The sequence below is a fragment of the Planomicrobium sp. CPCC 101110 genome (assembly GCF_007859395.1).
GTDB lineage: Bacteria > Bacillota > Bacilli > Bacillales_A > Planococcaceae > Planococcus.
Genome location: NZ_VOHD01000009.1, coordinates 206,254 through 232,412 on the forward strand (window position 1 = coordinate 206,254; position 26,159 = coordinate 232,412).

A 26,159-nucleotide genomic window follows, 5' to 3' on the forward strand; every position below is an offset into this window, starting at 1 on the left:
TTTATCCTCACCCTCTGGCTATCCTCTCATATTCTTTTGCGTACTCTTTTGCAGAATGCGCCCAAGAATAATCGCCGACCATTCCATTTTGTTTGATTGTCTCCCAGTGTTCCGGTTTGGAATACAGTGATAAAGCCCGTTCTACTGCATCAGAAAAAGATTTGCCCTGCAGAAAGTCGCTAAGGAAACCTGTTCCGCTGCGGGTGTTTTCATCATATTCTTCGATAGTATCCTTCAAGCCCCCGGTTTTATTGGCAACTGGAACGGTCCCGTAACGCATTGAGATCAACTGGCTCAAACCACAAGGCTCAAAATGCGATGGCATCAGAAAAATGTCAGCCCCAGCGTACAACAAATGGGCAAGCGCTTCGTCAAAACCGATATAGATCCCTACTTTTTCCGGATAGCTTTCGGCTAGCTGACGGAAAAACTGTTCATTTTTTTCTTCGCCGGATCCAAGAAGCACAAACTGCAAATCCGTTTTTTCAAGGAGGCCCGGCAATGTTTCCATCAGCACATCAACGCCTTTTTGTCTGGATAATCTGGAAACCATGGTCAACAAGGGAATATCCCCGCGCTCCGGCAATTCGAATTTTGCTTGGATTGCCCGTTTATTGACCGCTTTTTCTTCCATGCTTGTCTGGTCATATTCCTTTTCAATCATTAAATCAGCCGCCGGATTGTAAGCAACGGTATCGATGCCGTTTAATATGCCGATGAATTTCTCTTCCAGTTCCTGAAGCAAAGGATGTAATTTTTCCCCGTACTGCTCTGTCAAGATTTCATTCCGATATGTAGGGCTAACCGTACTAATGCAGTCAGCATATAACAAACCGGTTTTCATCATATTGAATTTGCCGTTCCATTCAACTAGGCCCTCATCAAAATAACGTTCGTCCATCTCGTAATTGGAAAGGAAAGCCTCTTTGGAATAAGGTCCTTGATAAAGCAAATTATGGATTGTCAGCATTGTTTTGATGTTTTCATTAAATCTCCGGAACTGCTCATCTTCCCGCACCAGAAATGGTATCATCGCTGCATGCCAATCATGTACGTGCAGTACATCTGCTTTGAAATTCAAGGTCTGCATTACCGCTAAGGCAGCCCGGTTAAAAAAGGCGTAGCGTTCGGCATCATCGGTATGCCCATAAACACGTTCCCGCTTAAAATATTTATCGTGTTCCAGGAAAATAAACCGTACACCATTTTGTACATACTCATAAATTCCACATTTTTTTTTGTCATATTTGAACGGAATTTCGATTTCTTCAATTAATGAGAATTCCTCCTCGTACTTTTCTGGAATCAAGTTGTATTTTGGGAGTATGACCATTACTTCATGGCCCAGCTCCACCAATTCTTTGGGCAATGCCCCCATTACATCACCAAGCCCTCCCACTTTCACAAAAGGGGCACATTCGGCTGCTGCCATGACAATCTTCATCCAACATCCTCCTTCAATACTCGTTCCCCTTTACGCAAGACGACCGGGTTTTCTTTTGTCCCACGCAAGATTACACCCGATTCAATATGGACCTCTTTATCGGCGATCACATAAGACAAATCACAGCCTTCCCCGATGACGCATTTCTGCATGATGATGCAGTGGTCCACTTTCGCGTTCTTTTTGACCATAACGGCGCGGCCAAGAATGCTTTCCGTCACCGAACCTTCGATGGTACCCCCGTTAGCAAGCAATGCCCGCTTCACCACAGAACCTTTGAGATAACGGGTAGGAGGTTCATCTTTTACTTTGGTGTAGATTGGGCATTCGTGAAGAAATAACTCGCTCCATCGCTCAACGTTCAACAAAGCCATCGATTCGTTGAAATAGCTTTGTACTGAGTCAATGACAGCTACATAGCCCTCATATTCATAGCGCCCATACGTATAAGGTTTCTTCTTCAAATTCACAAGATCTTCCACGCTGACAACGCGTTTTTCTTTATAGACGTCGATTAGCTCCATCAGCAATTCCCTAGACATGATATAGCTTTTTAATGAAGTGTCTCCGCTAACCGCCTCTGTAATGTCCGCTCCTGATTCAATATGGGCCTGCAGCATCTTCTGATAGTTAATCTGGGTTATTGTATAGCAACTTGTGATGACGACGTGCTGGCGTCTGCTTTTCGTTATAAAAGCTTTGTGTTCTTCCAACGCCGCAAAAGCCCCGACACTCAAATGCCCGCCGTTTAGCTGGGTAGGAGGCAAAAGGAATAAACCGTCTTTTCTGCGGTCCAAATCCCAGCTTTTCCCCATACCTATATGATCCAAAAGCGACACAAACGGGTTAGTCGGAAAAACGCCTACCGAGCTTATGCCGGAGTTGACAATGTTGGACAAGGTAAAATCAATTAGCCGGTACCGCCCAGCAAAAGGAACGGAAGCCGTTGAACGGTACATCGTTAAATCTTCCAAACCAGGTATTCTCACTGCTGCATCAACGATTGCCATCAAACGCATGTTCGCCACTTCCTTTCCACTTTTCGACAATTTCATCCGTCAACAAAATGATTTCCCCTTCTGGGCTTCCTACTTCAAAATTATCAGGAACATTAAATGAGGGAGGCACAATGGCTCTGGTTAGTTTTGCCCCGTTGCCGACAACCACTCCGCTCATGATGACGCAGTCTTGTATAGTTGCTCCCTCTTTAATATAAACATCTTGGAATACTACTGACTTGGTCACTTCCCCTTCGATAACACAGCCTTCGTTAACAAAAGATTCCTGAACATACCCTGTTTCTGTGACAACTTGCGGCGGCAGCTGGGGATTGGAAGAAAATATGCGCCATGCCGGATCGTGCAAGTTCAGGCCGGATTCGGGGTTCAACAAATCCATATTAGCTTCCCACAGGCTTTCAACGGTTCCGACATCTTTCCAATAGCCTTTATACGGATAAGCGACCAGCTTTTCCCCTTTGCCAAGCATCAGCGGAATGATGTCATGCCCAAAGTCATGGGAAGAGTCTTCGTTTTCGTTGTCCATGATCAAGAAATCTTTCAGTTTTTGCCAATCAAATATATAGACGCCCATCGAAGCCAAATTGCTTTTCGCATCTTTCGGCTTTTCGACAAATTCGGTTATGTTCATTTTTTCGTCGGTATTCATAATGCCAAATCGATGGGTTTCCTCCCATGGCACCTCGATGACCGAAATGGTGGCATCCGCTTGCTGTTCTTTATGGAAATCCAGCATCATGCCATAATCCATTTTGTAAATGTGGTCGCCCGATAAGATGATGACATATTCGGGGTCGTGTTCCATCAAATAGTTGATGTTTTGATAAATGGCATTTGCTGTGCCGTCATACCATCTGATGCCTCCCATGGCTGCATAAGGCGTCAGCATCGTAACGCCCCCATTGCGCCGGTCCAAATCCCAAGGCGTCCCAAGGCCGATGTAATTATGCAGCACATGGGGCTGGTATTGGGTCAATACGCCGACCGTATGGATTTCCGAATTCATGCAATTCGATAACGGGAAATCGATGATCCGGTATTTTCCGCCAAAAGGAATGGCGGGCTTGGCAATATTGTACGTAAGCGATTTCAAACGGCTTCCTTGTCCTCCTGCTAGAAGCATGGCCACGATTTCGGTCTTCATTCAACTTCACTCCTATCCTGTTTTTTCTTCCAAATACTCATGGTGAATGCGGGCAAATCAATTTCCATCGATTGGCTTTGGCGGTTGAATGGAATCTCCTTGGCAACAGCCTGTACATGCTGCTGCTCACTCCCTCCTCCATAAGGAGCCTGGTCTGTTGAAAATATCTGTAGGTAGATGCCTTTTGACGGCACCCCGATTTGAAAATCCGGATAATGGCAGTCCGAAAAATTGCAGACGATAACGCATTCATTTTCCGGCGAACGCCCCCTGCGGACAAATGAAGCGACACTTTGCTTGCTGTTGTCGGCATCCAGCCATTGGAATCCTTCCCGCTGGTCGTCCAGTTCGTATAAGGCTGGCTCACTTCTGTAGAACATCAACAGTTCTTTTGTAAACAAGGCCATTTGCCGATGGGCTTTAAAGTCATATAAATGCCAGTCCAATTGGGGCTGGAATTTCCATTCGTCGAAATGGCCGAATTCCTGGCCCATAAACAACAGCTTTTTCCCAGGATGGGCAATCCAAAACCCGAGAAGCAAACGCAATTGATGGAATTTCTCCTCGTAAGTGCCAGGAAGCTTGTTGAGCAAGGACCCTTGCCCATGAACAAATTCATCGTGAGAAAAAGTGGAAATAAACCGTTCTTCGTAATGATAAAAAATAGAAAAGTTGATATTGCCGTGAAATTTGGAGCGCTCAGCGGGCGGCGTTTTCATATATACCTGGACATCGTTCATCCAGCCAAAATTCCATTTGTAATGGAATCCCACTCCTCCATCTTCAATTTCGCCCGTCACTTTCGGATAATGCCAGGCGTCTTCTGCAATCAGCACGGCTTCCGGATGATGTTGCCTCAAAGAAGCGGTTAAATTGCGAAGAAACGCCACCCCATCTTCATTCGGAGTTCGCTCAGGGTCATTTGGGACAAACAGCAAGTTGACCAATGCATCCATCCGGAAACCATCAAATTTGAATTCGTCCAGCCAATAATGGGCACTTGATAAGAGAAAGCTGACGACTTCCCCCTTTCGTACATCAAAGTTCAACGTCCCCCAATCCGGGTTCATCCGGCGTTCCGGCCTGGCTTCTTCATAAAGAGGGGTGCCATTGAACAAAGCCAAAGCATGCAGGTCGACGCAAAAGTGGCCAGGCACCCAATCAAGAAACAAACCAATTCCGCTTTCTGCACATTTTTGGATGAAGTATTTCAAATCATCTCCTGACCCATACCTGCTGGTCGGAGAAAAATAGCCGGTAGTTTGATATCCCCAGGATTCGTCAAGCGGATGTTCCGTAATGGGCATCATTTCAATATGCGTGAATCCTTGCTTTTTTACATACGGGATTACTTCTTCCGCCAGCTCCCGGTAAGTTAGAAACCGGCCATCTTTTGTGCGTTTCCATGTCCCTATATGCAACTCATAAATTGCCATCGGCTCTTCAAAATGCTGCCGATTTGGCGATTTTTTCAGATTAATGACCGCTTCAGGCCAAAGAAACTCTGAATCCGCTTGTACAATTGAGCGGTTTTGCGGCCTTTTTTCACTTGCTCTGGCAAAAGGATCGATTTTGCGCAAGTTTTCTTTTTGCGGTGTTTCAATTTCATATTCGTACCGATAGCCTGCCATCATCCTTGGCACTGATGCTTGCCATATCGCCGAATCGAGCGGATGGGAAGTCATTGGGTATCTTTCTTCCTTGTTATCTTTGGCATTAGCGCAAACGACAGTGACACGCTCCACCTCCGGCACCCAGACTGTGAAAGTTGTCTCGCCGTCCCGCAAATGCGAGCCAAAGTACCGATAAGCGTCAATCATCCGCCCTTCGTGAAATTCCAATAGCTTTTCTTGCGTTAAAGAATTTGCTTGGCTGATCAATATAACACCCCCCAAAAGGACTGCAGCTTCCCGTCATTTCTTACTAGTTATTCTACAGACTGCACCGAAAACCCTTGTCAAAATACAAAATTATCAGAAAATAATAACAAAAATTATTATTCACTTTGCCGAATCCAGCGGACGTTCGAAATGTTTACACATATTTCTGTTGCAAGGCACTTGTTTGATGCCAGTATATCCACTACGCTTATGGAGGATAAACAAGCTAAAGAAAGCGAGGACGAGGAACCTTGAAAAAAAACGTCTGGCTTTTTTCACTGTTGCTTTTCACCCTCATCCTTTCAGGGTGCGGACAATCAATACAAGATCCATTGAACTGGGAATTGGAAGATTTCACATTCACGAACCAGGAGAACGAACAAGTAGGTTTGGCCGATTTAAAAGGAGAAGTATGGCTGGCTGACTTTGTTTTTACAAATTGCACAACGGTTTGCTTGCCGATGATGGCAAATATGACCGACCTTCAGGCACTGCTTCAAAAAGAAGGGCTTGACGTGAAAATCGTTTCATTTACAGCCGATCCTGATTTTGACACTCCTGAAGTTTTAAAATCTTATGCAGAAAATTACGGGGCCGATTTATCAAGCTGGCATTTGCTTACCGGCTATTCTTCGGAAACGATTGATAAGTTTGCCATGGACAACTTCAAGACGATAGCAAGAAAACCTGAAGATCAGGACCAGGCCATGCATGGCACCTCGTTTTATCTTATAGACCAAAACGGAGTCGTGATGAAAGACTATAATGGCCTCCAGCCGCCAGCCGACGACATCATTTCAGATATTAAAATTTTAGTGGAGGAATAAGCATGTTTGAAAACAAGAAATGGCTATGGATATCGTCCATAATCGCGGCCGTTCTTCTTGTGCTCTTTTTCATGCCGCGCGATAATCAGCCTCCTCCACAAAGCCGTGTCATTCTGGAACATTCGCACCGGACCTATATCGCCTATTCTTGCTTTGAAGAGTCGAATGCGACAAATTTTCTTGAAGAATCCACACTGCAGGAAGCCCGCGATTTGAATTACCCGGCGGAGTCCGCTTGCACGGAAAAAGTGTTTCAAGGCAATCGCGACAGCTTTTTTGTCAGCTTGATGAAAGAGTTGGGCATTATGGGGAAAGAGACAAAAGATTGGTGATAGATTGAAGCAGACAGAGGTATGGCCTCTGCCTGCTTTTTGTTTAACGGTTTTTGAAAGCTTCTCTTTTTTCGGGGTAAAGTTAGGCTGAAACGCCACTATCGATTATAATGGAATTCAGGATTCAGCTTCAGCTGCTTCCGGGGAATGGAAATCTTGCTTTTATGGAATTGCGCGGATTGAAAGCCTCCGCTGAGTGAAGCTTCAATATATCGCCCTTTAGCATTCATATCGTGCTAACCTGCCGCGATGCATATATAACAGGCGCTTATAAAAGTATAGGAGGATACAAAGTGGGGTTAACTAGAGACTTTTTTATTTCATTATCCAAAAACCAGTTATTGAACAATGGCGCTAAAAAATGGGGGTTGAAGCTTGGGGCCAGCAAAGTGGTTGCCGGGACGGATATCGACAGCATGATGAAATCGGTCAAAGAGCTGAACAGCAATGGCATCAGCGCAACCATCGATAATCTTGGAGAGTTTGTCTATAGCAAAGAAGAAGCCCTCCTTGCAAAAAAAAATATTTTGGATACGCTGGAAGCAATCCAACTGCATGCGGTAAATGCCCATATGTCCATCAAATTAACCCAAGTCGGCCTGGATGTCGACTATAAATTCTGTTTGGAAAATATGAAAGAAATTGCGGCGCTTGCTGCAAATTATGATATTTTCATCAACATCGACATGGAAGATTACGGACATTTGCAGCAGACGCTCGATCTGCTTAACGAATTGCTGAAGGAATATGACAATGTCGGAACAGTCATTCAATCCTATTTGTACCGGTCGGAAAAAGATCTTGAGAACTTGCAAAACGTCCGGCTTCGGCTAGTCAAAGGCGCCTACAAAGAAAAAGAAGAGGTTTCTTTGCAAGGCAAACAAGAAATCGATGAGAATTACATGAATCTGATCAAAAGCCGCCTTCTTGGCCAAGCTTTCACTTCCATAGCTACGCATGACCATAACATCATCAATGAAGTGAAAAAGTTCGTTCAGCAAAACAGCATTCCCCTCAGCCGCTTTGAGTTCCAAATGCTTTACGGCTTCCGTTCTGAAATGCAGAAGGAACTGGCGAGAGAAGGCTATAACTTCACCACTTACGTTCCATTCGGCCAGGATTGGTATGGCTACTATATGAGGCGTTTAGCCGAGCGCCCGCAAAACATTAACTTAGTGCTGAAAAGCATGGTTTCAAAATAAAAAAGCGGCTTCCCCATCCTCAGTTCAAGGTGGAGAAGCCGCTTTTTCAGTTTTTATCCAGCACCCGTACATGAATCGGCTCTAAATCTTTCTCCAGCCGTGACCGTTGCTGTTCATATTGCTTCGGAAGCATCAGTTTTTCTCCCAGCGCTTCCAGCGGCTCATCAATTGCAAACCCTGGCGGATCCGTCGCAATTTCAAACAAAATATCGCCGTATTCCCTAAAGTAAATGGCTTTAAAGTAATTGCGGTCTTGGACAGGCGTAACGCCAAGGCCATAACTTTCAATATGCCGCTTCCAGTCCAATTGGTCTTCGTTGTCTTTTGCCCGCCAAGCGATATGGTGGACTGTACCGACGCCCAGCTGCCCTGCGCCTTCAGGCGTCATCTTCAAATCGATGACATTGCCGATGTTGCTTGTTGAACGGAACCGCAGCAAATCTCCTTCTTCTCCGACCCGTTCCAGTCCCATTGCTGTTTCCAACAGTTCTGCTGTTTTCTCAGCGTTGGAAGAATATAGCGTCGCCCCGCCGAAGCCTTTGATCGCTTTGTCCGGCCCGATTTTGCCAAAGCGCCATGTATTGTCTTTGCCGGCTTGTCTGGCCACGATTTCCAGGTGCAAGCCGTGCGGGTCGTCAAACCCCAAATATTGCTCGCCAAACCGCTCGCTCTTTTCTGCTTGAATATCAAAATCCGCCAGGCGTTTTTCCCAAAAATCCAAGGCGCCGACAGGAACCACATAAGTTGTCACACCTACTTGCCCATCGCCGATCCGGCCTTTGTAAGCGTCTCCCCATGGAAAGAAAGTAACGATGGTTCCAGGATTTGCCCCTTCATCGCCAAAATACAAATGATAAGTTCCGGGATCATCAAAATTGACCGTTTGTTTAACGAGACGCAATCCCAAAACTCCTGCATAAAAATCCACATTTTCCTGCGGATTGCCGACAACTGCCGTAATATGGTGGATACCCATTGAATTTTTCGCCATCTTTAATCTCTCCTCAACTTCTGTCTCTATTCTTTAAACCCATTATAACATAATATATCTCGAATTAAAGATAAAAAGATTGAAGGCACTGATCTAGCTTCTTTGCTTGCCTACTCTTATGAGGGCAGAAGTGGTTCAAGCGGGATTTTTACCACCCGGCGGATACAGTGCCGCTGGCATGCGGCACTGGAACCTGTTTGTTCAATCACAAAATCAACCTCGATTTTGCCGTTGTTCGATTACCTCTTTCTTTTCCTGTTCTTCCTGTTCTTTCAATTCGGCTTGTTCCTGCTTTTTTTGCTGTTCGATTTCCGCATTTTCTTCCGGACCGGTTCTTTCTTTCTCTTTCTCGCTTATTTCCTCTATTCTTTCCATTTCCTCCTCGTATTCTTTTTCCACATCAGTCGTCGACGGGATAAAAGGCTCTTGGTTATAATCTGTGCGCCTTCCGTAACGAACCAATTCGTAGATGATAAGCCCATTGTTAGGCCTCCCATTGAACGTCTTCATTGGCACCACGTCAAACAGCACATAGTAAAACGCATAAAAAACAAAGCGGTCCCAAAACTTTACAAATTCCTGAATCATGCCATTAGCCAAAAAGGCGTTCAGCGTTAAAGCCATTACAAGATTTGTCAGTATAGGTCCCGCGTAGATGCATACATAAGCGAAATTGCTTTTTCTTTTAAGCGAATCATAGGAAAACCAGCTGTAGAGATGGTAGTGTTTACGAACATCAAACATACCAAATTTAAAAATTCGCGGCCCAGTCCCTATTGTAAGCCTAGGGTTTTCCACTCCGAATATTGCGCTGACAATCAAATAACCCATCTCTCTTATAAACACAACCGTTGGCAAAATGATAAAAGCGGAAATAATTAGCGACAGCAGATCTGAAAGACCAAACATTAAATCCCCTCTTTTTCGTTTGTCCAATTAACACATGAATTATTTTTATACCCGTTTTTTCACTTAAAGACTCTTATTATCATAAAATTCACTTTTGTAAAACAACTATTAATTCGAAAGTCCCTATCTTTTTGCCATAAGTCCCGGATAAGATAAGATTACCATTCTTCAAAGAACATATCCGCCAAAGGAAGTGCCGCATGAGAAGAAAGCATCCTAACCCATTCAAGCCCCAAAAAATGAGCGTCCTTCTCTGTACGCTATTCGTTTTGTTTACAATAGTTTCTACAGAACAAATTGCAACGTCAGTGAATGTGTCCGCCTCTGATCAGATCACCGGTTCCGCGATTTTCAAGCCGCCGCCCAATATGGATACCATAAAAAAAGAAGTGCGCGTCCTGAAGGACCTGGTATACGATGGAACAAAAAATAGCTTTTTGGATATATACTATCCGGCACATGTTACTGAACCTCTTCCAGTTGTTTTATGGATTCACGGCGGCGGCTATGTGGGCGGGTCAAAAGACAGCCGGCAGGATTACGGCATGGCACTTGCAAATGCCGGTTATGTCGTCGCCAACATAGACTACGCCTTGGCGCCTGGCCAGCTGTATCCAGGACCAGTTCTGCAGGCAAATGCCGCACTGCAATTCATGGCGCTTCACGCCGGTGAATTCGGCGGCGACATGAGCCGGCTGTTTATAGGCGGCGATTCAGCTGGCGCACAAATAGCCAGTCAGCTTGCTGCAGTGATTTCCAACCAAAAACTGGCCGGCGCCATGGGCATTCGGCCAGCGGTCCAAGCGGAACAATTGAGGGGCGCTTTACTGATGTGCGGTTTATACAATATGGAAACGGTCCGAGCAACCGGTTTCCCGAATATCGACTTGTTCCTGAATACATATACAGGATCTGATCAATTCGAATCGTTTTCCCGGATCGCCGAATTGTCGACTGTCGATCAAATCACGCCGGATTATCCTCCGGTATTCATAGCGGTTGGAGACGGAGACCCATTCGCTTCCCAATCAGCGGAAATGGTGCAAGCGCTGGAATCGCAGAATGTCGCAGTAGACAGCGTATTTTTCGAAGACAGCGGCAAAAAATTGAAGCATGAATTCCAATACGCGCTCGATACCGTCGATGCACAGGAAACACTGGAAAAAACATTGGATTTCTTGTCAGCAAAAAGTAATTGATGCATAAATAAAGAGCCTCCAACTAGGAGGCTCTTTTCTACATATCAATGGTTTATTGCGCTTTTTTGTACAGGCACACGGACGGGCTGTTTTCTTTTTGAAGGCAGCATGTTGAAAACGATGTTTAGAGCGATTGCCGTGACGCTTCCCGCTACGATGCCGTTGCTTGTCAAAATCTGAATGCTTGATGGCAGTTGCGCGAATAGTTCTGGCACAACCGTCACGCCAAGGCCTAGACCGACAGAACAAGCGATGATCATAGAATTTTCCTGTGATTCCGAAATGATTTTGCTGAGCATTTTGATTCCCTGCGCAATGACCATGCCGAACATGGCAACCATCGCTCCGCCAAGTACCGCAGTCGGAATGATCGTTGTTGCTGCCGCTACTTTAGGCAAGAAGCCTAGCGTAATCAACATTAAACCGGTGATCAAAATGATCTTTCTTGATTTGACGCCGGACATCTGGATAAGGCCGACGTTTTGAGAAAATGTTGTATATGGAAATGAGTTGAAAATCCCGCCCAAAACAATAGCAAGGCCTTCTGCACGGTATCCTTTTGCCAAATCTTTTTCTGTTAGTTTCTTCTCAGTAATATCACTCAAAGCAAAGTAAGTGCCTGTTGATTCGACTAAGGAAACCATTGCCACTAAACACATTGTAAGTATAGCAGACCACTCAAATGTTGGCGCTCCGAAGTAGAACGGTTCGACCATGTGGAAGTAAGAAGCATCTTTTATCGCTGTAAAATCAACCACACCCATAATCGTGGCTGCAACTGTTCCCGCGATCAATCCAAGCAAAATGGAGATAGCTCTAATAAAGCCTGTAGCGAATCTGTAAACCAAGATAATGAACAGCAAAGTTCCAAAAGCCAACGAAATATTCGTCAGTGACCCAAAGTCGCTCGCTCCCTGTCCGCCGCCCATGTTATTGATGGCAACCGGAATCAATGTAATCCCGATAATCGTTACTACCGATCCTGTAACAACCGGCGGGAAAAAGCGGACAAGACTGCCGAAAAATCCGCTGATTACAACAACAAACAAACCGGAAGCCAGAATAGAGCCATAAATTGCCGAGATTCCAAATTCAGCGCCAATGGCAATCATTGGGCCGACCGCTGTAAATGTACATCCTAAAACTACTGGAAGGCCGATTCCAAAAAACCGGTTGTTGACGATTTGAAGGATTGTCGCCACACCGCAAAGCAAAATGTCGATAGCGACCAAGTATGTTAATTGTTCAGGTGTAAGGCCAAGGGCATCTCCTACGATCAATGGCACTAATACTGCTCCTGCGTACATGGCAAGAAGATGCTGGAATCCTAAGGCTGCTGCCCCTAAAGAGTTTTTCATGCGGTTGGAACCTCCTGGTAAAATTCAACTTTTCCGTTGGCCATGGACGAGATATTAGCGAGCGATTCTACACGGATTCCTCGATTCCGGATCATGCTGCCGCCTGTTTGGAAGCCTTTCTCAATTACGATGCCGACGCCTGCAAGTGCTGCATCCGCTTGTTCTACAATATCTACAAGCCCAAGAGCAGCTTGCCCGTTAGCCAGAAAATCGTCAATGATTAATACTACATCATCGCTTTTGATGAAATCCTTGGAAACTGAAATATCGTTTGTTTCGTTTTTGGTAAAAGAGTGCACACTTGCTGTATACAACTGATCGACCAATGTCAGTGATTTCCGCTTTCGCGCAAACACTACAGGAACGCCAAGGTTCAACCCAAGCATAACCGCCGGTGCGATTCCTGATGACTCGATCGTTAAAATTTTGGTCACAGCTTCGTTTTTGAAGCGCGCCGCAAATTCATTGCCGATTGCTTGCATCAAAGATGGATCGATTTGATGGTTCAAAAAAGAATCGACTTTCAAAACTGATTCAGACAGCACTTTGCCGTCTGTTATGATTTTCTCCTGTAGTTGCTTCATGCAGCTGGTCCCCTTTCGTCACGCCGGAAGGCATAAAAAATAGCCCTCAGAACGTGCATCCATTCATACCATGAGCGGAGCAATGTCCTTCGAGCTTAGTGCCGAAAGGAAACGAAAAGAAATACACCTGTTGGAACAGGCATAGTCTTATCATTCCGTTGCTTCTCATAGTCGGTTTGTTAACGGCAAACCGGTAGAAACTTGCGGGCCATATTCCCGCTATTATATGAGTGAATATATTAGAATGGTCTTATTATAGCATGTGAAAAAACCGTTTCAAGGTTTACATAATTAAAATATTATTCTGTAAATTCTGAAATCGAAAAGACCTAGCGTTTACCGATCCAAGCCTTTCTGCAGCCTGGCATTCAGGTGACCAATCCGCCATTTCATCAGCTTTTCTCCAGTTTTTCCTCCAAGCCTGGATTTCTGTACCCAGCCTTGAGCAAATTTCAATCCGGTTTCAACGATGGCCATTTTCAACTTCCCTAGGCGATGATTGGATGAAAGCTTCCCCGGATCCCCTTTTCAGAACCTGCCGTTCGTTATAATTTATTTGATTTAATTCAAGTCAGACCTTATATTTAGAGAGTCGAAATAAAATACAACGAAAAGAGTGGAATTTTATGTCGGGCTGGCTTCGCGACTGGAAAATGAAAATCATGGCCTTCAACCGGAATATCAAGTTATTCATGTTGGCCAATGTGCTTATCCAAATTGGAATGGGCGTGTTCATGGTCATGTACAATCTATACATAAAAGAATTGGGAATGCCTGAAACAGTGAATGGGCAAGTGATTTCAATGACTGCTTTAGCATCTGCAATTGCATTGATTCCCGCAGGTTTCTTGAGCGATAGATATGGGCGGAAATGGATTATTATCGGCGGAGTCGCCCTTGGGGCAGCTACACTTTTTTACCGCAGTTTCGCTGTAGTCGAGGCACCGCTTGTTTATGCCGCCTTCTTTACCGGGCTTTTTATGGCATTCGTCCAGGTATCAGGGGTTCCGTTCCTGGCGGAAAATTCCAATTCATCTGAGCGGGTGCACCTGTTCAGCATTTATTTTGCGTTAATGACCGTTGCCAACGTAATTGGCAGCCTGCTTGGCGGAGTCGTTTCGGACACGCTTCAGCTTTTCCTTGCGACAGCCCCGGTTGAAGCCATCCGCTGGTCGCTGCTTTTTGGTGCTGCGCTTTTTGCCATGGGGCTTCTGCCGCTGCTGCGATTGAATAGCGAAAGCCCTGTAAAGACAAAGAAAATGGAAGCTCATATCGAAATTCACCCAGCTGATGCAGACCTCAAGAAAAACCTCATTGTCATCTTTCACTTTTCATTTGCCAGTTTACTGGTAGGTATAGGTTCCGGATTGGTTGTCCCTTATTTGAACCTCTACTTTTCCAATCGCTTTGAAGCATCAAATGCGTATATCGGTTTAATCTTGTCGCTCGGCTCTGCTATGACAGCAGTAGCAATGCTGATCGGGCCATTGCTCGTCCGGAAAGCCGGCAAAGTGAAAGCCTTGATACTTTTTCAGATATTATCCATTCCATTCCTGCTGTTGACCGCCTATACATCTTCCCTCCTTCTCGCTTCTGTCGGATTTCTTTTCCGGCAGGCACTGATGAATGCGGCCAATCCCATCCAAAGCGCTGTTGCCATGGAATTGGTGCATGATAAATACAAAGGCTTGTCCAATTCAGTCAACCAAATGGTCTTCAACGTTGGCTGGGCAACCATGGGGCCAATTGCGGCCGGCCTTGTCATTTCATATGGCTCCTACTGGGGATATGCGTATGCTTTCACCATTACAGCCAGTTTGTATATTCTTTCTTCAGCATATTACTTTTTCATCTTCGGAAAGAAAAAACTGGCGGAAGAATAAAAAAGCGGCAGGCGAGAAATCCTTCTCGCCTGCCGCTTCTGGAATTTATTTTTTCTTTGCTGTCAGCCGTCCAAGCGCATAAGCACCTGCGAAAAGGCCGATTGCCGTATTCGTGCGTTTATTGAACACTTGTTTCACAACCAGATTCAAGTTTTGAGGGCGTTCTGCCAACCGGCGCATAAAGTAGCCATACCAGTCGTCGCCAAATGGCACATATGTGCAGAAGTTATAGCCTTTTTTCGCCAAGTCCACTTGCATGTCCTTGCGGAAACCATAGAGCATTTGGAATTCAAATTTATCGCGTGAAATGCCATGCTCTTCGACAAAATCAATAACGTGGTTGATGATGTTGTGGTCATGAGTGGCAATGGATGTGAATTTTCCATTCAACAAATGATATTCGATCAATTTGATGAAGTTTGCATCGATTTCTTCACGTGTTTGGTAAGCATATTCAGCCGGCTCTTTATAAGCGCCTTTCACAATACGCAAACGTAGATCTTTGTGCTTTTCAATGTCTTCTTGCGCACGATAGAAATAGGATTGAATTACTGTCCCAACGTTGCTGTACTCTTCTAAAAGAGTTTCCAGCAAATCGTAAGAAGGCTGGACATGCCCATAATCTTCCATGTCGAGGTTGATGTGCATATCGTATTTGCTTGCGGCAGCTACAATTTCCTTCAAGCTCTCGTAACAGAAATCATAATCGATATCTAAACCGATTTGTGTAGGTTTCAATGAGATATGAGCGTCTACTCCATTCGCATGGATGGCCTCAATCACTTCTAAAATGCTGTCTTTCGCTTTCAAGGCTTCTTCTCTTTCAAAAACGAATTCACCAAGATTATCAACCGTGCAGCTAATGCCTAGTGCATTTAGTTCGCGTATGCTCTTGATTGTCTCTTCAACATTTGTTCCCGCCACAACATTTTGGGCTCCAAGCTTCAAACCATACTTTTTCGCTGCAGCAGTCAGCATTTGATTTGTAGACAACCCAATAAAAATCTCTTTTAACATGTTTTTCCCTCCTGATACAATTGACCAAAAAGCTGCTCGCAAGAAATAAACATTCATTGCAGTCCATTCCTTATGATACACGCAAGCTTAATTGTAGCCTTTTCCAAAGAAAATAGCACTGCTTTTATTTACCTAAATGCAAAAAGAAAAAGCTCTTTTTTAGCGTCACTGCGGTGTTTGCAAGCAGAAACCCTTGCCCTGCCGGGATTTTCGCTTTTAAGCTAAATGCAATATATTACTCAAAATAATCAAACTTTTTTCACCCAAAAAAAACCGCATCGGCCGTTTTGGCTTTTGCGGCATTTTTTTGGGGTCAAGCCATCCGCTTATAGAAAGACACGAAATTCCCGACCACTTGATCCAGAAATCCTCTCGTACCGGAGTCGACCATTTCGTTCTGGCCGTTCAATTTTTCATGGACTGATCCGATGTAAACTTCGTTATTCGGAAGCAGCCAAGGCGATAGTGACGGATTGGATAGAATTTCCCTGAGATGGATTTGGGCACGGACACTGCCAAGCACACCCATAGAAGATCCGACAATAAAAGCCGGTTTCTCCCGAAGCACAAATCCGCCGCGCGACAACCAATCAATGGCGTTTTTCAAAGAACCAGGTATCGAGAAATTATATTCCGCTACCGCAAACAGAACGGCATCGGCCTGTTTGATCTTATTTCTGAACTCGATCACTTCTTGCGGTGCATTTTCTTCAGTATCAGGGTTATACATCGGGATGTCATGAATCAAAACAGGCTCGATATCCATTTGGTCGGCATAGCGTTTTTTCATGTACTCCACTAACTTCAAGTTGTTCGAGTCTTTTCTCACACTTCCAATAACCGCTGCAACTTTGATTGTCATTTTACCCTCTCCTTCGCCGGCTTCGCTGCCGTTCAAAATATTGTTACCGTACTGATACCCGAACTGTTGGGATTATAACATTAGAGCAGTTGTGGACAGGATGGACTTTGCTTCCCCTTGTTTGCCTGAGCAATTTTCAAGCAAATAAAAAAACTGCCATGGATGGAATCGCGGCAGTTTTTTGGATGATCGGGGTTAGTTATTAATGTACTTTTCGAAAACGTCCCCAAAATCTTTCACATGGTATTGGCTGCGGACTGATGTCAGCCACGTAAAGCCGAAATCTGTCAGCTTGGAGTATTGGACGTCAAGTTCAACATTTGAAGGGCGGGAATTTTGCAGGACTGTCACTGCTTTGTCCAAACTTTGGCCTGCCATATCGATCAGGATAGCATTTTCATATGTCATTTCTGCAATGCGCAGCAGGGTTTTATACAAGTCTTTCAATTTTTCGATTTGGTTTTTTTGAACATCAATTTTAAATGCCACAGCCCCTAAGCGAAAGCCGATTTCCACATCCAAATCGATTTTTCCCGCCGTCTCAAGAACTACATCTGAAATGATGTGCTGGGAATATGGATAGCGCCGCAATGTCCGTTTTGAAGACATGGCGCTTTCACCATCAACATGAATCAGCGCTAAATTTGTGAAACAGTATTCGTCAGCCCGGGTTTTGATCATGAAGTAAATTTTTTCATCATCTTCATGCATGACATAATCATCTGCATCTGTTTTGTCGTAATCCTGCGGATCGATGATTTTCCCTACATCCGATAAACCTAGAGCGTCTGAAGCCATCTTCTTGAACATATACACAACCCCTTCTCTGCTTGGAAAAGATTTTCCTTAATATAACAAGTTTACCAGAGAATCAATGAGGCAGCATCCATAAAAAAGCTTTCCCTCTTTGGCTTATTGTGCATTCAGTTTGACGATGGAGTAGTTCAGGCCGAGAGCGAAAGCAACCCAGCCGATGTACGGAACCATAAGCATCGAGGCGGTCTTGTCGTATTTGCTGAACCTATATGCTGTAAAGGTTACCGCTGCAAGCAGGAACGCCATTTCCACTAATGCAGTGCCCCGCAGCCCCCATTTGAAAAACAGAAAGGACCATAAGAAGTTCAAGCCCAGTTGTATGTCATACGGCAAACTCGTCTTTGAGCGTGCATTTTGAAGCTTCGCTTTTTCATCTGCCCGGTACTTCGCAATCCCCATTGCCGCATACAGCGTAGTCCAAACCGCCGGAAAGACCCATGGAGCGGGAGAAAATGAAGGCTTTTTCAACTTGTCGTACTTTTCCTGCGAGCCTTGATTAGCAAACATCCCGATAATCGATCCACCGACAACGGGGACCAATACATTCACTGCCAATTTTTTCACATCCACTTGCCCATCCACTTTCAGTAGCTCCACTTTTCTACGCCTCTTTTCAATTTGTTTTTTTGTATTACTCTATCCTCTCATGCGGATATTAAACATGGTGCTCTGCATAAAAACTGCTTAGGCAAATCTTTCAAAGGATTTGGTTCATGGATTTTTTGAAGCTCGAAAGGTTTTCATTTCAAAATACCGAACTTCTACTTTATAAACATGAAAGAGGTGCAGAAATGGACATTCATTTACAACCCGTCACACGAAAAAATTGGGAGGAGGCTTTAACGCTGCAAGTGAAAGAAGCCCAGCGCAGCTTCACCCCTTCTGTTGCGGTATCACTTGCAAAAATCGCCATTAAACCGGACGGCGACCACGTTACTTATTTGCCTTTTGCCATCTATGAGCAAGACAGCCTAGTGGGATTCATCATGCATGCCTACGAGGAAGGCACAGACAATATGTATTGGATAAACGGCTTTTTAATCGATGAAAAGCAGCAAGGAAAAGGGTATGGGAAAGCCGCTTTTGCCGAGATGGTCCGCTGGATAACAAAGCGGTTTCCCGAATGCCGGGAAATCCGGCTGACCGTCCATAAAGACAACCACGCTGCCCGCTCCCTCTACATCCACTTCGGCTTCCGTCCGACTGGTGAAGTTTTTGGGGAGCATGAGGAAGTAATGGTTTTTTCGGTCAATTAAAAAGGACCTTGTCCAATTTACAAAACCCTTTCAGCAAGACCAAAAAAGCAGATAACTGGTATCTGCTTTTTTGGTGCTATCTTTTATCCACCCGGTAAGTAAACTCTACCGGCACTTCTTTTTTTGCAGCCGTACGCACAATGAACATTATATTGCCCGCATTCCTGATTTCGTAATCGTGCGACGACGATTCCATTGTCCAAATAGGTTCATCCATAGAATGGTGAATATGGATTCGGACGTTTTCCTCTTTTCCATTCGCCAAATCATAGCAATACGTTATATACTCCACGCCTTCTTGCATCCAGCGCTTTTTCTCGTAGCTATTGCATCTGATATTGAACGCTTCCCCGATCCTGATTGATACAGCTTCCCCCTCCGTTACGGAGCCGATGGCATCTTCCCCGATAAATTCCAGTTCTTTGTCCGTATCCAGGCTATATAGCTTCACCTTGCCGCTGGCTAAAGAAACGCCAAGGCCATTTGTTTTTTTATTGTCAAATTCCATTTTTATAGTTGCCCGATTGCTCCATTTGTCTACTTCATAGATTGTCCGAAACGAATCTATATGAGCTTCCAAGAACGCAATCTGTGTTGTTTGTCCATTCAAAAGCGTAACGGGCTGTCCTATCCTGTAGGTGTGGCGGTCCCTAAAATCATATCCTTCAATTGATGGTCGGCTAACTGAACTTTCATGCACTCCCAGCTCAGGGGAAAAATCACCGGTCCTCGGCTGCCGGTAAACTTTTCCAGCCATCAACTTCAAAGCCGCGCCGATAAAATCGATTCCAGCGTCATTGCGAATCTCCAGCCATCCCATCAGCTGGAGCTCCGTTCCCTTGATCTCTGCTATATAGTTCATCTGCCATTCGATGCCTTCGGCTAAGTATGACACTTTTATATGATCCTCCATTTTACCAGGCGCTGTCTTCCAAACAAGCGCTGGACCATCAAAAAAGCTTTCCGGCAACGGCGGTACAACAAGCTCACCTTTGGGATCTATCACCACTTCTTTTGTGTCCTGCAGCTCCCCGATCAAGCCATCCCCAATGCTCAGCAAGCGGATTTTCCTTTCTTCTCCAGTATCATGTTTGCGTATTGCCACTTCTTGACCGATATACTTTTCGAGCAGGTTGCTTTTGTTCAGTAAATCCTGGCTAGATCTTTGTTCAAGCATATTGAAACCCTTCGCCAAAACCGAACCGGCTTCTATGCCTCTGGCGATATCCGTAAAACAAATCTCGTCTATTTCTTCTTGGACCCCAATTCGGCGCACTTCTTTGACCATGCAAAAACCGCCGTGATAAACAGTTAAACTGAGAGAAATTCGTTCCTTGGCCGTCGATTGGTACTTCATCTTGCCGCCCCTTTCTTGAAGTGCATGCTGCTTCTTCGCTAACTTTGGCTTAAAGCAAAACTGGAAATTCAGTAATACGGATTCACAAACTTCGGCAAGAGCCATCGCCTTGCAAGATGTTCTAAATGCTACGGCCATTTTAACATTTTTTATCAGCAAACAACCAAATTTTCAGATTATTTTGATCTGTCCATTCCAATTCCTGTACAATAAAGTTAATACTTTTTGAAGGAGTGACGTTCTAATGGCAAGCACTAAATCTTTTGTAACTGATTTTATGGAAAAATACAGGTCCCGTTTCGAAGAAATCAGCACACATGTATGGAACCACCCGGAAACCCGTTTCCAGGAATACGAATCGGCCGCCTTTTTAGCAAATGCACTCGAAACGGAAGGATTTGCGGTTGAACGAAATGTAGCCGGCATTGAAACTGCCTTTATCGGTACGTTTGGAGAAGGAGCACCCTACATCGGCTTTTTAGGGGAATTTGATGCCTTGTCCGGCCTTAGCCAGCAAGCGAATATCGCTGAACAGAAACCGATTGTCGAAGGCGGAATCGGCCACGGGTGCGGACATAATTTGCTTGGCACCGGCGCTCTTTCATCTGCATTTGCAGTGAAAGCTTATATGGAAGAACATAACTTGCCCGGGACAGTCCAGTTTTTCGGATGCCCTGGCGAAGAAGGCGGTTCAGGCAAAACTTTTATGGCAAGAGAAGGCGTATTTGACCACCTTGACGTTGCGCTGTCTTGGCATCCATCTCCTGTGAATAGCATCATGCATCTCAGCACGCTCGCCAATTACCAAGTCTATTTCCGATTCAAAGGCATTACCTCCCATGCCGCAAATTCTCCGCATCTCGGGCGAAGTGCATTGGACGCGGTTGAACTGATGAATGTCGGCGTCAACTATTTGCGGGAGCATGTTCCTGCAGATGCTCGCATGCATTACGCCGTGACAAATACCGGCGGCTATTCCCCGAACGTTGTGCAAGCAGATGCGGAGGTCCTTTACTTGATCCGCGCGCCAAAAGTAGAGCAAGTGGATGAAATCTATAAACGGGTTTGCAAAGTCGCAGAAGGCGCCGCACTTATGACCGAAACCCAGCTTACCATCACTTTTGATAAAGCCTGTTCAAACTATGAGCCGAACCGGGCATTAGAAAAAATACTCCACCGCTGTCTTGTGGAAACCGGCGCGGGATCTGCAAGCGAAGAAGACCAGCAGTTTGCGAAAGCCATATGGGAATCATTGAATGAGGGCGAACAAAAAAGCGCGGTTGAAGTGCTGAAAGGTTTTGGCTATACCGGAGATGGGTCAGAATTTGAAGGCAAGTATTTATACGATGATGTTTCAGAATATATCCCTTCCGATGAAGTATTATCCGGGTCGACCGACGTTTCAGATGTCAGCTGGCTTGTACCGACTGCGCAATGCACAACGGCAACGGCAGCACTTGGAACCCCTCTTCATACATGGCAGATGGTGACCCAAGGCATTTCGCCATTTGCCCATTCCGGAATGCTGCGCGCCGGAACAGCGATGGCGTTGACAGCCATCCACTTGCTTGAAAATACAGACGAGCTGAAAGCGATCAAAGAAGAACACGAAAAGAAACGCGAAAAAAACCCGTACGTCTGCCCGATTCCAGCAGAGGTCAAACCTTCTGTTATCAAAAACTAGCATAAGCCCGCCATAGGAATCAGATTCCTATGGCGGGCTTATTATCTTTTGTTATTTTGCAAGAGAAGCGGCAATCCGGAAGAGCACATCAACACCTGCCGGCAATACTTCTTCGTCGTAATCGAACAGCTCATTATGATGCCCTGCGGCAAGTGTTGTCCCCACGATAATATATGTGGCAAGGCCGCCTTTGTTTTTTACACGCTCCATAAAATAAGTGGCATCTTCCGAACCTGCCGCTCCTTCACTCCATTTGGTGACATTCTCAACAAGCGGCGACTGCGCTGCCGCTTCCGCCACGATTTCAACCAATTCCGGACTTGGCTTGCTGCTGCGCGCTTCACCGACAATGTCCACTTCCACTTGCGTATCGTACATTGCAGCAGCGCCGTTCAAGACATTCAACGCTTGCGTGCGTATATAATCGTTGATTTCGGAAGTTTCCCCCCGCGTTTCAATTTTCAAAAGAGCGCGGGAAGGAATGATATTGCGCCCGCTTCCAGCTTGAAGCACTCCGACATTCACCCGGGAAGCGCCGTCCGCATGGCGAGGAATCCCATATAAACCGAGCACGGCAGTGGAAGCCGCCATCAAGGCATTTTTCCCTTCATGCGGACGGCCTCCCGCGTGTGAAGCTTTTCCTTTGAATACAACATCCATTTTTGTTGTGGCTAAAAATCCTGCATTGCCCGCAACAATCTCGCCTGCCGGCACACCAGTCCCCAAATGGGTCGCGATAAAGTAATCCACATCATCGACCACGCCTGCTTCTGTCATCGACTTGGCGCCGCGCGTCCCTTCTTCAGCCGGCTGAAAAATCAATTTGAAAGTCCCGCTAAACCGGTCTTTTTGCTGCATAAGAAGAGATGCAAGTCCTAGGCCGATGGCAGTGTGGCCGTCATGGCCGCATGCGTGCATCATATTGGCATTGACCGAGGCAAACCCTTCCGCGAACGGGATATGCCCTTCGCTCAACTCTTCCTGAATATCAAGGGCATCCATATCGACGCGAAACGCCACAACCGGCCCTGGCCTTCCGGTATCGAGAACTCCGACAACTCCAGTCATCCCGCCAGTCAATTTCGGAAGCCATTTTTCATCGGCGCCGTTCTCTTTTGCCCATTGCTGGTGTTTCTCCAATACCGTTGCATCCGGAACGCCCATGCGCGCTTCCGCCTCCATCACTTCACTGCCTGCCTTTACTTTATAGCCTAACTTTTCCAAATAGGCAGCGACAATAGAGGCAGTCCGCATTTCAAGAAACCCTGATTCTGCATATTTGTGGAAATCGCGTCTCCAAGTCTGTAGCTGCGGGCGCAATTCTTCAACCGCCTGCTGTAAATCCGTAGCCATTCAATCCCTTCTCTCTTTTATAGATATGGTGTAATTCCCGGTCCAAATGGTATTCCTGCATAGAAGAAAATCAGCAGTAAGATGATCCACGTAAGGAAAAATAGAAGCGAATACGGAATCATCAGTGAAATCAGTGTGCCAAGACCCGCTTTTGCATCATACTGCCGCATGAATGACAGAACAACGATGAAATAAGGGTTCAAAGGCGTTATGATGTTCGTTGATGAATCGGCTATCCGGTAAGCTACTTGAGTGAACGCCGGGTGATAGCCGAGTTGCATAAACAGCGGAACAAATACAGGAGCTTCCAGTGCCCATTTTGCAGAACCAGATGTAATCAAGAAGTTCAGCAAAGCAGTAAAAATACTATATCCGATGATTACTGTAATGCCAGTCATGTTTATGCTTGTCAAAAATTCTGCGCCGTTCACTGCAATCCAAGTCCCGATATTGGACCATGTGAAATAGGCGATAAATTGGGCAGCGGCGAAAATGAGCACAATATAGCCTGCCAAATCTTTTATGGATTCGGTCATGTATTTTGATATGTCACTTATCTGCTTGATAGCACCCGTAGTTGCTCCGTAAGCCACACCTAATACCAAGAAGAAAATTAAAATGATAGGGACTATGCCACTTAAAAATGGCGATGGTATCATGCCCCCTTCTTCATTGCGGAGCGGTGAATCCGGAAGCAGGATAAGAGCAAGCAGGGCACCAAGATATAGGAGTCCCGCAATTGCTGCATTGCGGAGCCCTTTGTTGGCTTTTGGATGTTCTTCCCCAACGTCCGCTTCAACCGCTTCCCCTTTGTATGTACCAAGTTTGGGTTCGATTATTTTCTCTGTTATAAGCCCGCCCACCAGGGTCAGGACAAACACAGAAACGATATTGAAATACCAGTTGTCAACCGGGGTTACAACCATGTTCGGGTCCAGGATCTGCGCCGCTTCTGTTGAGATGCCCGACAGAAGTGCATCTGTCCCGACAATCAAAAGGTTGGCAGTGAATCCGGCTCCCGCACTTGCGAATCCCGCTGCCAAACCCGCAAGAGGATGGCGGCCGATTCGATAGAAGACCATAGCGGCCAAAGGCGGAATCAAGATGGTGGCAGCATCAGAAGCGATATTTCCCATTATCCCTACAAAAACAATTGCATAAGTGATAATGGCCTTCGGCGCTTTTAATACTGATTTTTTAATCGCTGTTTCAAGAAGGCCGACTTTGTCGGCAAGCCCGATGCCAAGCATCATCGCTAACACTAGGCCGAGCGGTGCAAAGCCGGTGAAGTTTTCGAGCATCGATGTCAATATGAATTGAAGCCCTGCTCCCGACAGCAGATTTTGAATAGCCAAGTTTTCACCTGTTCCTGGGTGAATAACCGATGCATTAAACTGGGCAAAAATAAATGATGCAATCATGACAAGAACCGCTAAATAAACAAATAACATGAATGGATCCGGCAACTTATTTCCGATCCGTTCCACTCCATTCAATATGCGGATAAACATTCCTGGCTTCTTTGCATTTTCCATCTTCCAGCCTCCTCTTATTAATAAAATTTATAATAACATAAAAATTCTGTATTTTTATTGACAATATTCATTTTTTATAGAATTTTCTTTCAAGTTCGTTTGGCAAAGACCCATAAACTTTTGCTTTACCTATTGTCCATTGCAAAGAGACTATTTTAAACTAAAAACAGGAGGCGAAATTATGACAAAAAAAATGTTCGCAAGCGATAATAATTCCGGTATTCATCCCTCGATTCTAGAGGCGATTTCACAGGCCAACGACGGGCACGCGCCGGCGTATGGCGATGATTCTTTCACCTCAGATGCAGCAGCCAAGTTTCATGATCACTTCGGAAAGGAAAGCGATGTACTGTTCGCTTTCAACGGAACCGGCGCCAACGTCATCGGCCTAAAAGCGATGGTGCGCTCTCATCAAGCCATCATTTGCACGGAAGGGGCGCACATTCATGCAGACGAAGGCGGGGCTGCCGAAGGGTTTATCGGCGGCAAATTATTGACCGTCCCTTCAGTTGACGGCAAATTGACCGTCGCGCAAATAGAACAGCAGCTGCACCATATCGGTTCGCAGCACCGCAGCCAGCCAAAAGCCATCTCCATTTCCCAATGCACAGAACTCGGCACAGTGTACACAATCGATGAGATACAGCAGTTAACTTCGTTTGCTCATGCCAACGGCTTATATGTCCATATGGACGGTGCGCGAATCAGCAATGCTGCCGCTTTTCTTGGATGCAGTTTAAAAGAGATGACTGCGGATGCAGGCATTGACATGCTGTCGTTTGGCGGTACAAAAAACGGCATGATGGCCGGTGAAGCCATCGTGTGCTTGAACAAGCAATTCGCGCCGGATCTCAAATACATCCGCAAGCAAGGGATGCAGCTGGGGTCTAAAATGCGTTTTATTTCCGTTCAATTTGAGCGTTTGCTGCAGGGGGATCTATGGCTTGAAAACGCCGCCCACGCAAACCGCATGGCCCTTCGGCTTGCAGAAGGACTGCAAAAATTGCCGGGCATCGCACTCACGCAGCCAGTCGAATCCAACGCCGTCTTCGCTAGTGTTCCCGGTGAGCAGATTCAGCACTTGCAAAAATCTTACGCTTTCGCCATCTGGGATGCCAAGAAAAGCGAAATCCGTCTCGTCACTTCATTTGATACAACCGAAGAAGATGTAGATCTCTTTTTATCAGCGGCCCGAAAAGTATTTGCTTAATAAAAAACACTTCAGGCTCATCGCCCGAAGTGTTTTCTCAAATATTCAACTGTCATCATACGGCATGGTTCCGAAAGCGGTGATTTAGCGGGATGCACCAATTCACCGTACAGAAGATCATACAAAAACCGGACTTCCTCCCGGAAATGCCTATCCGTCTCTGCATCAAACACTTCCACTTTTATATAAATCGAACTTCCTTGTTCTACAAAATCAACGACAGTTACGTGATGGTTTTCAGCCATTCTTTTCTCCTTTGAACAAAGAATGCCCAAAAGCAGAGCTTTTGGGCTTCTC

At 45.4% G+C, this 26,159-nt stretch carries 25 protein-coding genes and 1 riboswitch; of the genes, 8 read left to right on the plus strand and 17 right to left on the minus strand.

The genetic code is table 11. From position 1 onward, the window contains the following. Positions 1 to 7 precede the first annotated feature (7 nt). Genes glgA through glgB form a run of 4 tightly spaced genes read right to left on the minus strand, consistent with a single transcriptional unit; the run spans position 8 to position 5,487 of the window. Positions 8 to 1,444, minus strand: coding sequence for a glycogen synthase GlgA (glgA, locus tag FQV30_RS15035; protein ID WP_146500969.1), 1,437 nt, complete (start codon positions 1,442 to 1,444; stop codon positions 8 to 10). Then, positions 1,441 to 2,463 (minus strand): glucose-1-phosphate adenylyltransferase family protein, encoded by a 1,023-nt coding sequence (locus tag FQV30_RS15040; protein WP_146501101.1) that lies wholly within the window; start codon positions 2,461 to 2,463, stop codon positions 1,441 to 1,443. The genes glgA and FQV30_RS15040 overlap by 4 nt, the downstream gene beginning before the upstream one ends. After that, positions 2,441 to 3,607, minus strand: a complete 1,167-nt coding sequence (locus FQV30_RS15045) for a glucose-1-phosphate adenylyltransferase (RefSeq protein ID WP_146500970.1) — start codon at positions 3,605 to 3,607, stop codon at positions 2,441 to 2,443. Before FQV30_RS15045 ends, FQV30_RS15040 begins: the two co-directional genes overlap by 23 nt. Further along, positions 3,604 to 5,487 (minus strand): 1,4-alpha-glucan branching protein GlgB, encoded by a 1,884-nt coding sequence (glgB, locus tag FQV30_RS15050; RefSeq protein ID WP_255473484.1) that lies wholly within the window; start codon positions 5,485 to 5,487, stop codon positions 3,604 to 3,606. The genes FQV30_RS15045 and glgB overlap by 4 nt, the downstream gene beginning before the upstream one ends. A 251-nt stretch (positions 5,488 to 5,738) precedes the next feature. On the opposite strand from glgB, the gene FQV30_RS15055 reads away from it, so the two are divergent. The 3 genes from FQV30_RS15055 to FQV30_RS15065 all read left to right on the plus strand — a co-directional run bounded on the left by FQV30_RS15055 (position 5,739) and on the right by FQV30_RS15065 (position 7,848). Next, positions 5,739 to 6,314, plus strand: coding sequence for an SCO family protein (locus tag FQV30_RS15055; protein WP_146500971.1), 576 nt, complete (start codon positions 5,739 to 5,741; stop codon positions 6,312 to 6,314). A 2-nt stretch (positions 6,315 to 6,316) separates the two neighbouring features. After that, entirely contained in the window at positions 6,317 to 6,646 is a 330-nt protein-coding gene (locus FQV30_RS15060; protein WP_146500972.1) for a hypothetical protein, read from the plus strand. A gap of 293 nt (positions 6,647 to 6,939) precedes the next feature. Beyond that, complete coding sequence (locus FQV30_RS15065) at positions 6,940 to 7,848, plus strand: proline dehydrogenase family protein (protein WP_146500973.1); 909 nt, start codon at positions 6,940 to 6,942, stop codon at positions 7,846 to 7,848. 46 nt (positions 7,849 to 7,894) lie between these two features. Here FQV30_RS15065 and FQV30_RS15070 read toward each other — a convergent pair whose 3' ends face one another. Continuing rightward, complete coding sequence (locus FQV30_RS15070; RefSeq protein WP_146500974.1) at positions 7,895 to 8,839, minus strand: ring-cleaving dioxygenase; 945 nt, start codon at positions 8,837 to 8,839, stop codon at positions 7,895 to 7,897. Positions 8,840 to 9,052: 213 nt separating this feature from the next. Further along, positions 9,053 to 9,748 (minus strand): hypothetical protein, encoded by a 696-nt coding sequence (locus FQV30_RS15075; RefSeq protein WP_146500975.1) that lies wholly within the window; start codon positions 9,746 to 9,748, stop codon positions 9,053 to 9,055. A gap of 200 nt (positions 9,749 to 9,948) precedes the next feature. On the opposite strand from FQV30_RS15075, the gene FQV30_RS15080 reads away from it, so the two are divergent. Continuing rightward, the gene (locus FQV30_RS15080; protein ID WP_255473485.1) at positions 9,949 to 10,947 is read left to right on the plus strand and encodes an alpha/beta hydrolase; all 999 of its coding nucleotides are present in this window, start codon (positions 9,949 to 9,951) and stop codon (positions 10,945 to 10,947) included. 44 nt (positions 10,948 to 10,991) lie between these two features. Here FQV30_RS15080 and FQV30_RS15085 read toward each other — a convergent pair whose 3' ends face one another. From FQV30_RS15085 to FQV30_RS18025, 3 genes are all read right to left on the minus strand, one after another. After that, positions 10,992 to 12,305: a nucleobase:cation symporter-2 family protein gene (locus tag FQV30_RS15085; RefSeq protein ID WP_146500976.1), complete on the minus strand. Its 1,314-nt coding sequence runs from the start codon at positions 12,303 to 12,305 to the stop codon at positions 10,992 to 10,994. Further along, positions 12,302 to 12,889, minus strand: a complete 588-nt coding sequence (locus FQV30_RS15090) for a xanthine phosphoribosyltransferase (RefSeq protein ID WP_146500977.1) — start codon at positions 12,887 to 12,889, stop codon at positions 12,302 to 12,304. Before FQV30_RS15090 ends, FQV30_RS15085 begins: the two co-directional genes overlap by 4 nt. Positions 12,890 to 13,037: 148 nt before the next feature. Then, positions 13,038 to 13,139, minus strand: a riboswitch (purine riboswitch). Positions 13,140 to 13,225: 86 nt separating this feature from the next. Beyond that, complete coding sequence (locus FQV30_RS18025; RefSeq protein WP_186725677.1) at positions 13,226 to 13,366, minus strand: hypothetical protein; 141 nt, start codon at positions 13,364 to 13,366, stop codon at positions 13,226 to 13,228. 149 nt (positions 13,367 to 13,515) lie between these two features. On the opposite strand from FQV30_RS18025, the gene FQV30_RS15095 reads away from it, so the two are divergent. Then, complete coding sequence (locus tag FQV30_RS15095) at positions 13,516 to 14,772, plus strand: MFS transporter (protein ID WP_146500978.1); 1,257 nt, start codon at positions 13,516 to 13,518, stop codon at positions 14,770 to 14,772. Positions 14,773 to 14,817: 45 nt separating this feature from the next. On the opposite strand, the gene FQV30_RS15100 is transcribed toward FQV30_RS15095, so the two are convergent. The 4 genes from FQV30_RS15100 to FQV30_RS15115 all read right to left on the minus strand — a co-directional run bounded on the left by FQV30_RS15100 (position 14,818) and on the right by FQV30_RS15115 (position 18,064). Next, complete coding sequence (locus FQV30_RS15100) at positions 14,818 to 15,789, minus strand: proline dehydrogenase family protein (protein WP_146500979.1); 972 nt, start codon at positions 15,787 to 15,789, stop codon at positions 14,818 to 14,820. Positions 15,790 to 16,102: 313 nt separating this feature from the next. Beyond that, a complete protein-coding gene (locus FQV30_RS15105) occupies positions 16,103 to 16,651 on the minus strand; it encodes an NADPH-dependent FMN reductase (protein ID WP_186725678.1) in 549 nt (182 codons plus the stop codon). Between the two features lie 195 nt (positions 16,652 to 16,846). Next, complete coding sequence (locus FQV30_RS15110; protein WP_146500980.1) at positions 16,847 to 17,461, minus strand: PH domain-containing protein; 615 nt, start codon at positions 17,459 to 17,461, stop codon at positions 16,847 to 16,849. A 102-nt stretch (positions 17,462 to 17,563) separates the two neighbouring features. Continuing rightward, positions 17,564 to 18,064: a TspO/MBR family protein gene (locus FQV30_RS15115; protein ID WP_146500981.1), complete on the minus strand. Its 501-nt coding sequence runs from the start codon at positions 18,062 to 18,064 to the stop codon at positions 17,564 to 17,566. Between the two features lie 194 nt (positions 18,065 to 18,258). Between FQV30_RS15115 and FQV30_RS15120 the strand changes: the two genes are divergently transcribed. Further along, positions 18,259 to 18,723 carry a GNAT family N-acetyltransferase gene (locus FQV30_RS15120; protein WP_146500982.1) on the plus strand — a complete coding sequence of 155 codons (465 nt, stop codon included), beginning with the start codon at positions 18,259 to 18,261 and terminating at the stop codon, positions 18,721 to 18,723. A gap of 76 nt (positions 18,724 to 18,799) precedes the next feature. On the opposite strand, the gene FQV30_RS15125 is transcribed toward FQV30_RS15120, so the two are convergent. Then, positions 18,800 to 20,080, minus strand: coding sequence for a DUF4139 domain-containing protein (locus FQV30_RS15125; protein ID WP_146500983.1), 1,281 nt, complete (start codon positions 20,078 to 20,080; stop codon positions 18,800 to 18,802). A 244-nt stretch (positions 20,081 to 20,324) separates the two neighbouring features. On the opposite strand from FQV30_RS15125, the gene FQV30_RS15130 reads away from it, so the two are divergent. Then, on the plus strand, positions 20,325 to 21,764 hold the full coding sequence (locus FQV30_RS15130; RefSeq protein WP_146500984.1) for a M20 family metallopeptidase: 1,440 nt from the start codon (positions 20,325 to 20,327) through the stop codon (positions 21,762 to 21,764). A gap of 51 nt (positions 21,765 to 21,815) precedes the next feature. Here the strand turns inward: FQV30_RS15130 and FQV30_RS15135 are convergent, their stop codons facing one another. Both FQV30_RS15135 and FQV30_RS15140 read right to left on the minus strand, forming a co-directional pair. Continuing rightward, the gene (locus FQV30_RS15135) at positions 21,816 to 23,117 is read right to left on the minus strand and encodes a M20 family metallo-hydrolase (RefSeq protein ID WP_146500985.1); all 1,302 of its coding nucleotides are present in this window, start codon (positions 23,115 to 23,117) and stop codon (positions 21,816 to 21,818) included. Between the two features lie 17 nt (positions 23,118 to 23,134). Further along, on the minus strand, positions 23,135 to 24,652 hold the full coding sequence (locus tag FQV30_RS15140; RefSeq protein WP_146500986.1) for an AbgT family transporter: 1,518 nt from the start codon (positions 24,650 to 24,652) through the stop codon (positions 23,135 to 23,137). Positions 24,653 to 24,833: 181 nt separating this feature from the next. On the opposite strand from FQV30_RS15140, the gene FQV30_RS15145 reads away from it, so the two are divergent. After that, positions 24,834 to 25,862, plus strand: a complete 1,029-nt coding sequence (locus tag FQV30_RS15145; protein WP_146500987.1) for a threonine aldolase family protein — start codon at positions 24,834 to 24,836, stop codon at positions 25,860 to 25,862. Between the two features lie 17 nt (positions 25,863 to 25,879). Here FQV30_RS15145 and FQV30_RS15150 read toward each other — a convergent pair whose 3' ends face one another. Then, positions 25,880 to 26,107, minus strand: coding sequence for a hypothetical protein (locus FQV30_RS15150; protein WP_146500988.1), 228 nt, complete (start codon positions 26,105 to 26,107; stop codon positions 25,880 to 25,882). Positions 26,108 to 26,159 lie beyond the last annotated feature (52 nt).

Coding starts and splice junctions, on each gene's coding strand:
- FQV30_RS15085 (WP_146500976.1), bottom strand. CDS start 12,305: ATGAAAAACTCTTTAGGGGCAGCAGCCTTAGGATTCCAGCATCTTCTT.
- glgA (WP_146500969.1), bottom strand. CDS start 1,444: ATGAAGATTGTCATGGCAGCAGCCGAATGTGCCCCTTTTGTGAAAGTG.
- FQV30_RS15135 (WP_146500985.1), bottom strand. CDS start 23,117: ATGGCTACGGATTTACAGCAGGCGGTTGAAGAATTGCGCCCGCAGCTA.
- FQV30_RS15110 (WP_146500980.1), bottom strand. CDS start 17,461: ATGTTCAAGAAGATGGCTTCAGACGCTCTAGGTTTATCGGATGTAGGG.
- FQV30_RS15045 (WP_146500970.1), bottom strand. CDS start 3,607: ATGAAGACCGAAATCGTGGCCATGCTTCTAGCAGGAGGACAAGGAAGC.
- FQV30_RS18025 (WP_186725677.1), bottom strand. CDS start 13,366: ATGGCCATCGTTGAAACCGGATTGAAATTTGCTCAAGGCTGGGTACAG.
- FQV30_RS15080 (WP_255473485.1), top strand. CDS start 9,949: ATGAGAAGAAAGCATCCTAACCCATTCAAGCCCCAAAAAATGAGCGTC.
- FQV30_RS15070 (WP_146500974.1), bottom strand. CDS start 8,839: ATGGCGAAAAATTCAATGGGTATCCACCATATTACGGCAGTTGTCGGC.
- FQV30_RS15130 (WP_146500984.1), top strand. CDS start 20,325: ATGGCAAGCACTAAATCTTTTGTAACTGATTTTATGGAAAAATACAGG.
- FQV30_RS15120 (WP_146500982.1), top strand. CDS start 18,259: ATGGACATTCATTTACAACCCGTCACACGAAAAAATTGGGAGGAGGCT.
- FQV30_RS15095 (WP_146500978.1), top strand. CDS start 13,516: ATGTCGGGCTGGCTTCGCGACTGGAAAATGAAAATCATGGCCTTCAAC.
- FQV30_RS15105 (WP_186725678.1), bottom strand. CDS start 16,651: ATGACAATCAAAGTTGCAGCGGTTATTGGAAGTGTGAGAAAAGACTCG.
- FQV30_RS15140 (WP_146500986.1), bottom strand. CDS start 24,652: ATGGAAAATGCAAAGAAGCCAGGAATGTTTATCCGCATATTGAATGGA.
- FQV30_RS15090 (WP_146500977.1), bottom strand. CDS start 12,889: ATGAAGCAACTACAGGAGAAAATCATAACAGACGGCAAAGTGCTGTCT.
- FQV30_RS15125 (WP_146500983.1), bottom strand. CDS start 20,080: ATGAAGTACCAATCGACGGCCAAGGAACGAATTTCTCTCAGTTTAACT.
- FQV30_RS15075 (WP_146500975.1), bottom strand. CDS start 9,748: ATGTTTGGTCTTTCAGATCTGCTGTCGCTAATTATTTCCGCTTTTATC.
- FQV30_RS15150 (WP_146500988.1), bottom strand. CDS start 26,107: ATGGCTGAAAACCATCACGTAACTGTCGTTGATTTTGTAGAACAAGGA.
- FQV30_RS15060 (WP_146500972.1), top strand. CDS start 6,317: ATGTTTGAAAACAAGAAATGGCTATGGATATCGTCCATAATCGCGGCC.
- FQV30_RS15145 (WP_146500987.1), top strand. CDS start 24,834: ATGACAAAAAAAATGTTCGCAAGCGATAATAATTCCGGTATTCATCCC.
- FQV30_RS15040 (WP_146501101.1), bottom strand. CDS start 2,463: ATGCGTTTGATGGCAATCGTTGATGCAGCAGTGAGAATACCTGGTTTG.
- FQV30_RS15100 (WP_146500979.1), bottom strand. CDS start 15,789: ATGTTAAAAGAGATTTTTATTGGGTTGTCTACAAATCAAATGCTGACT.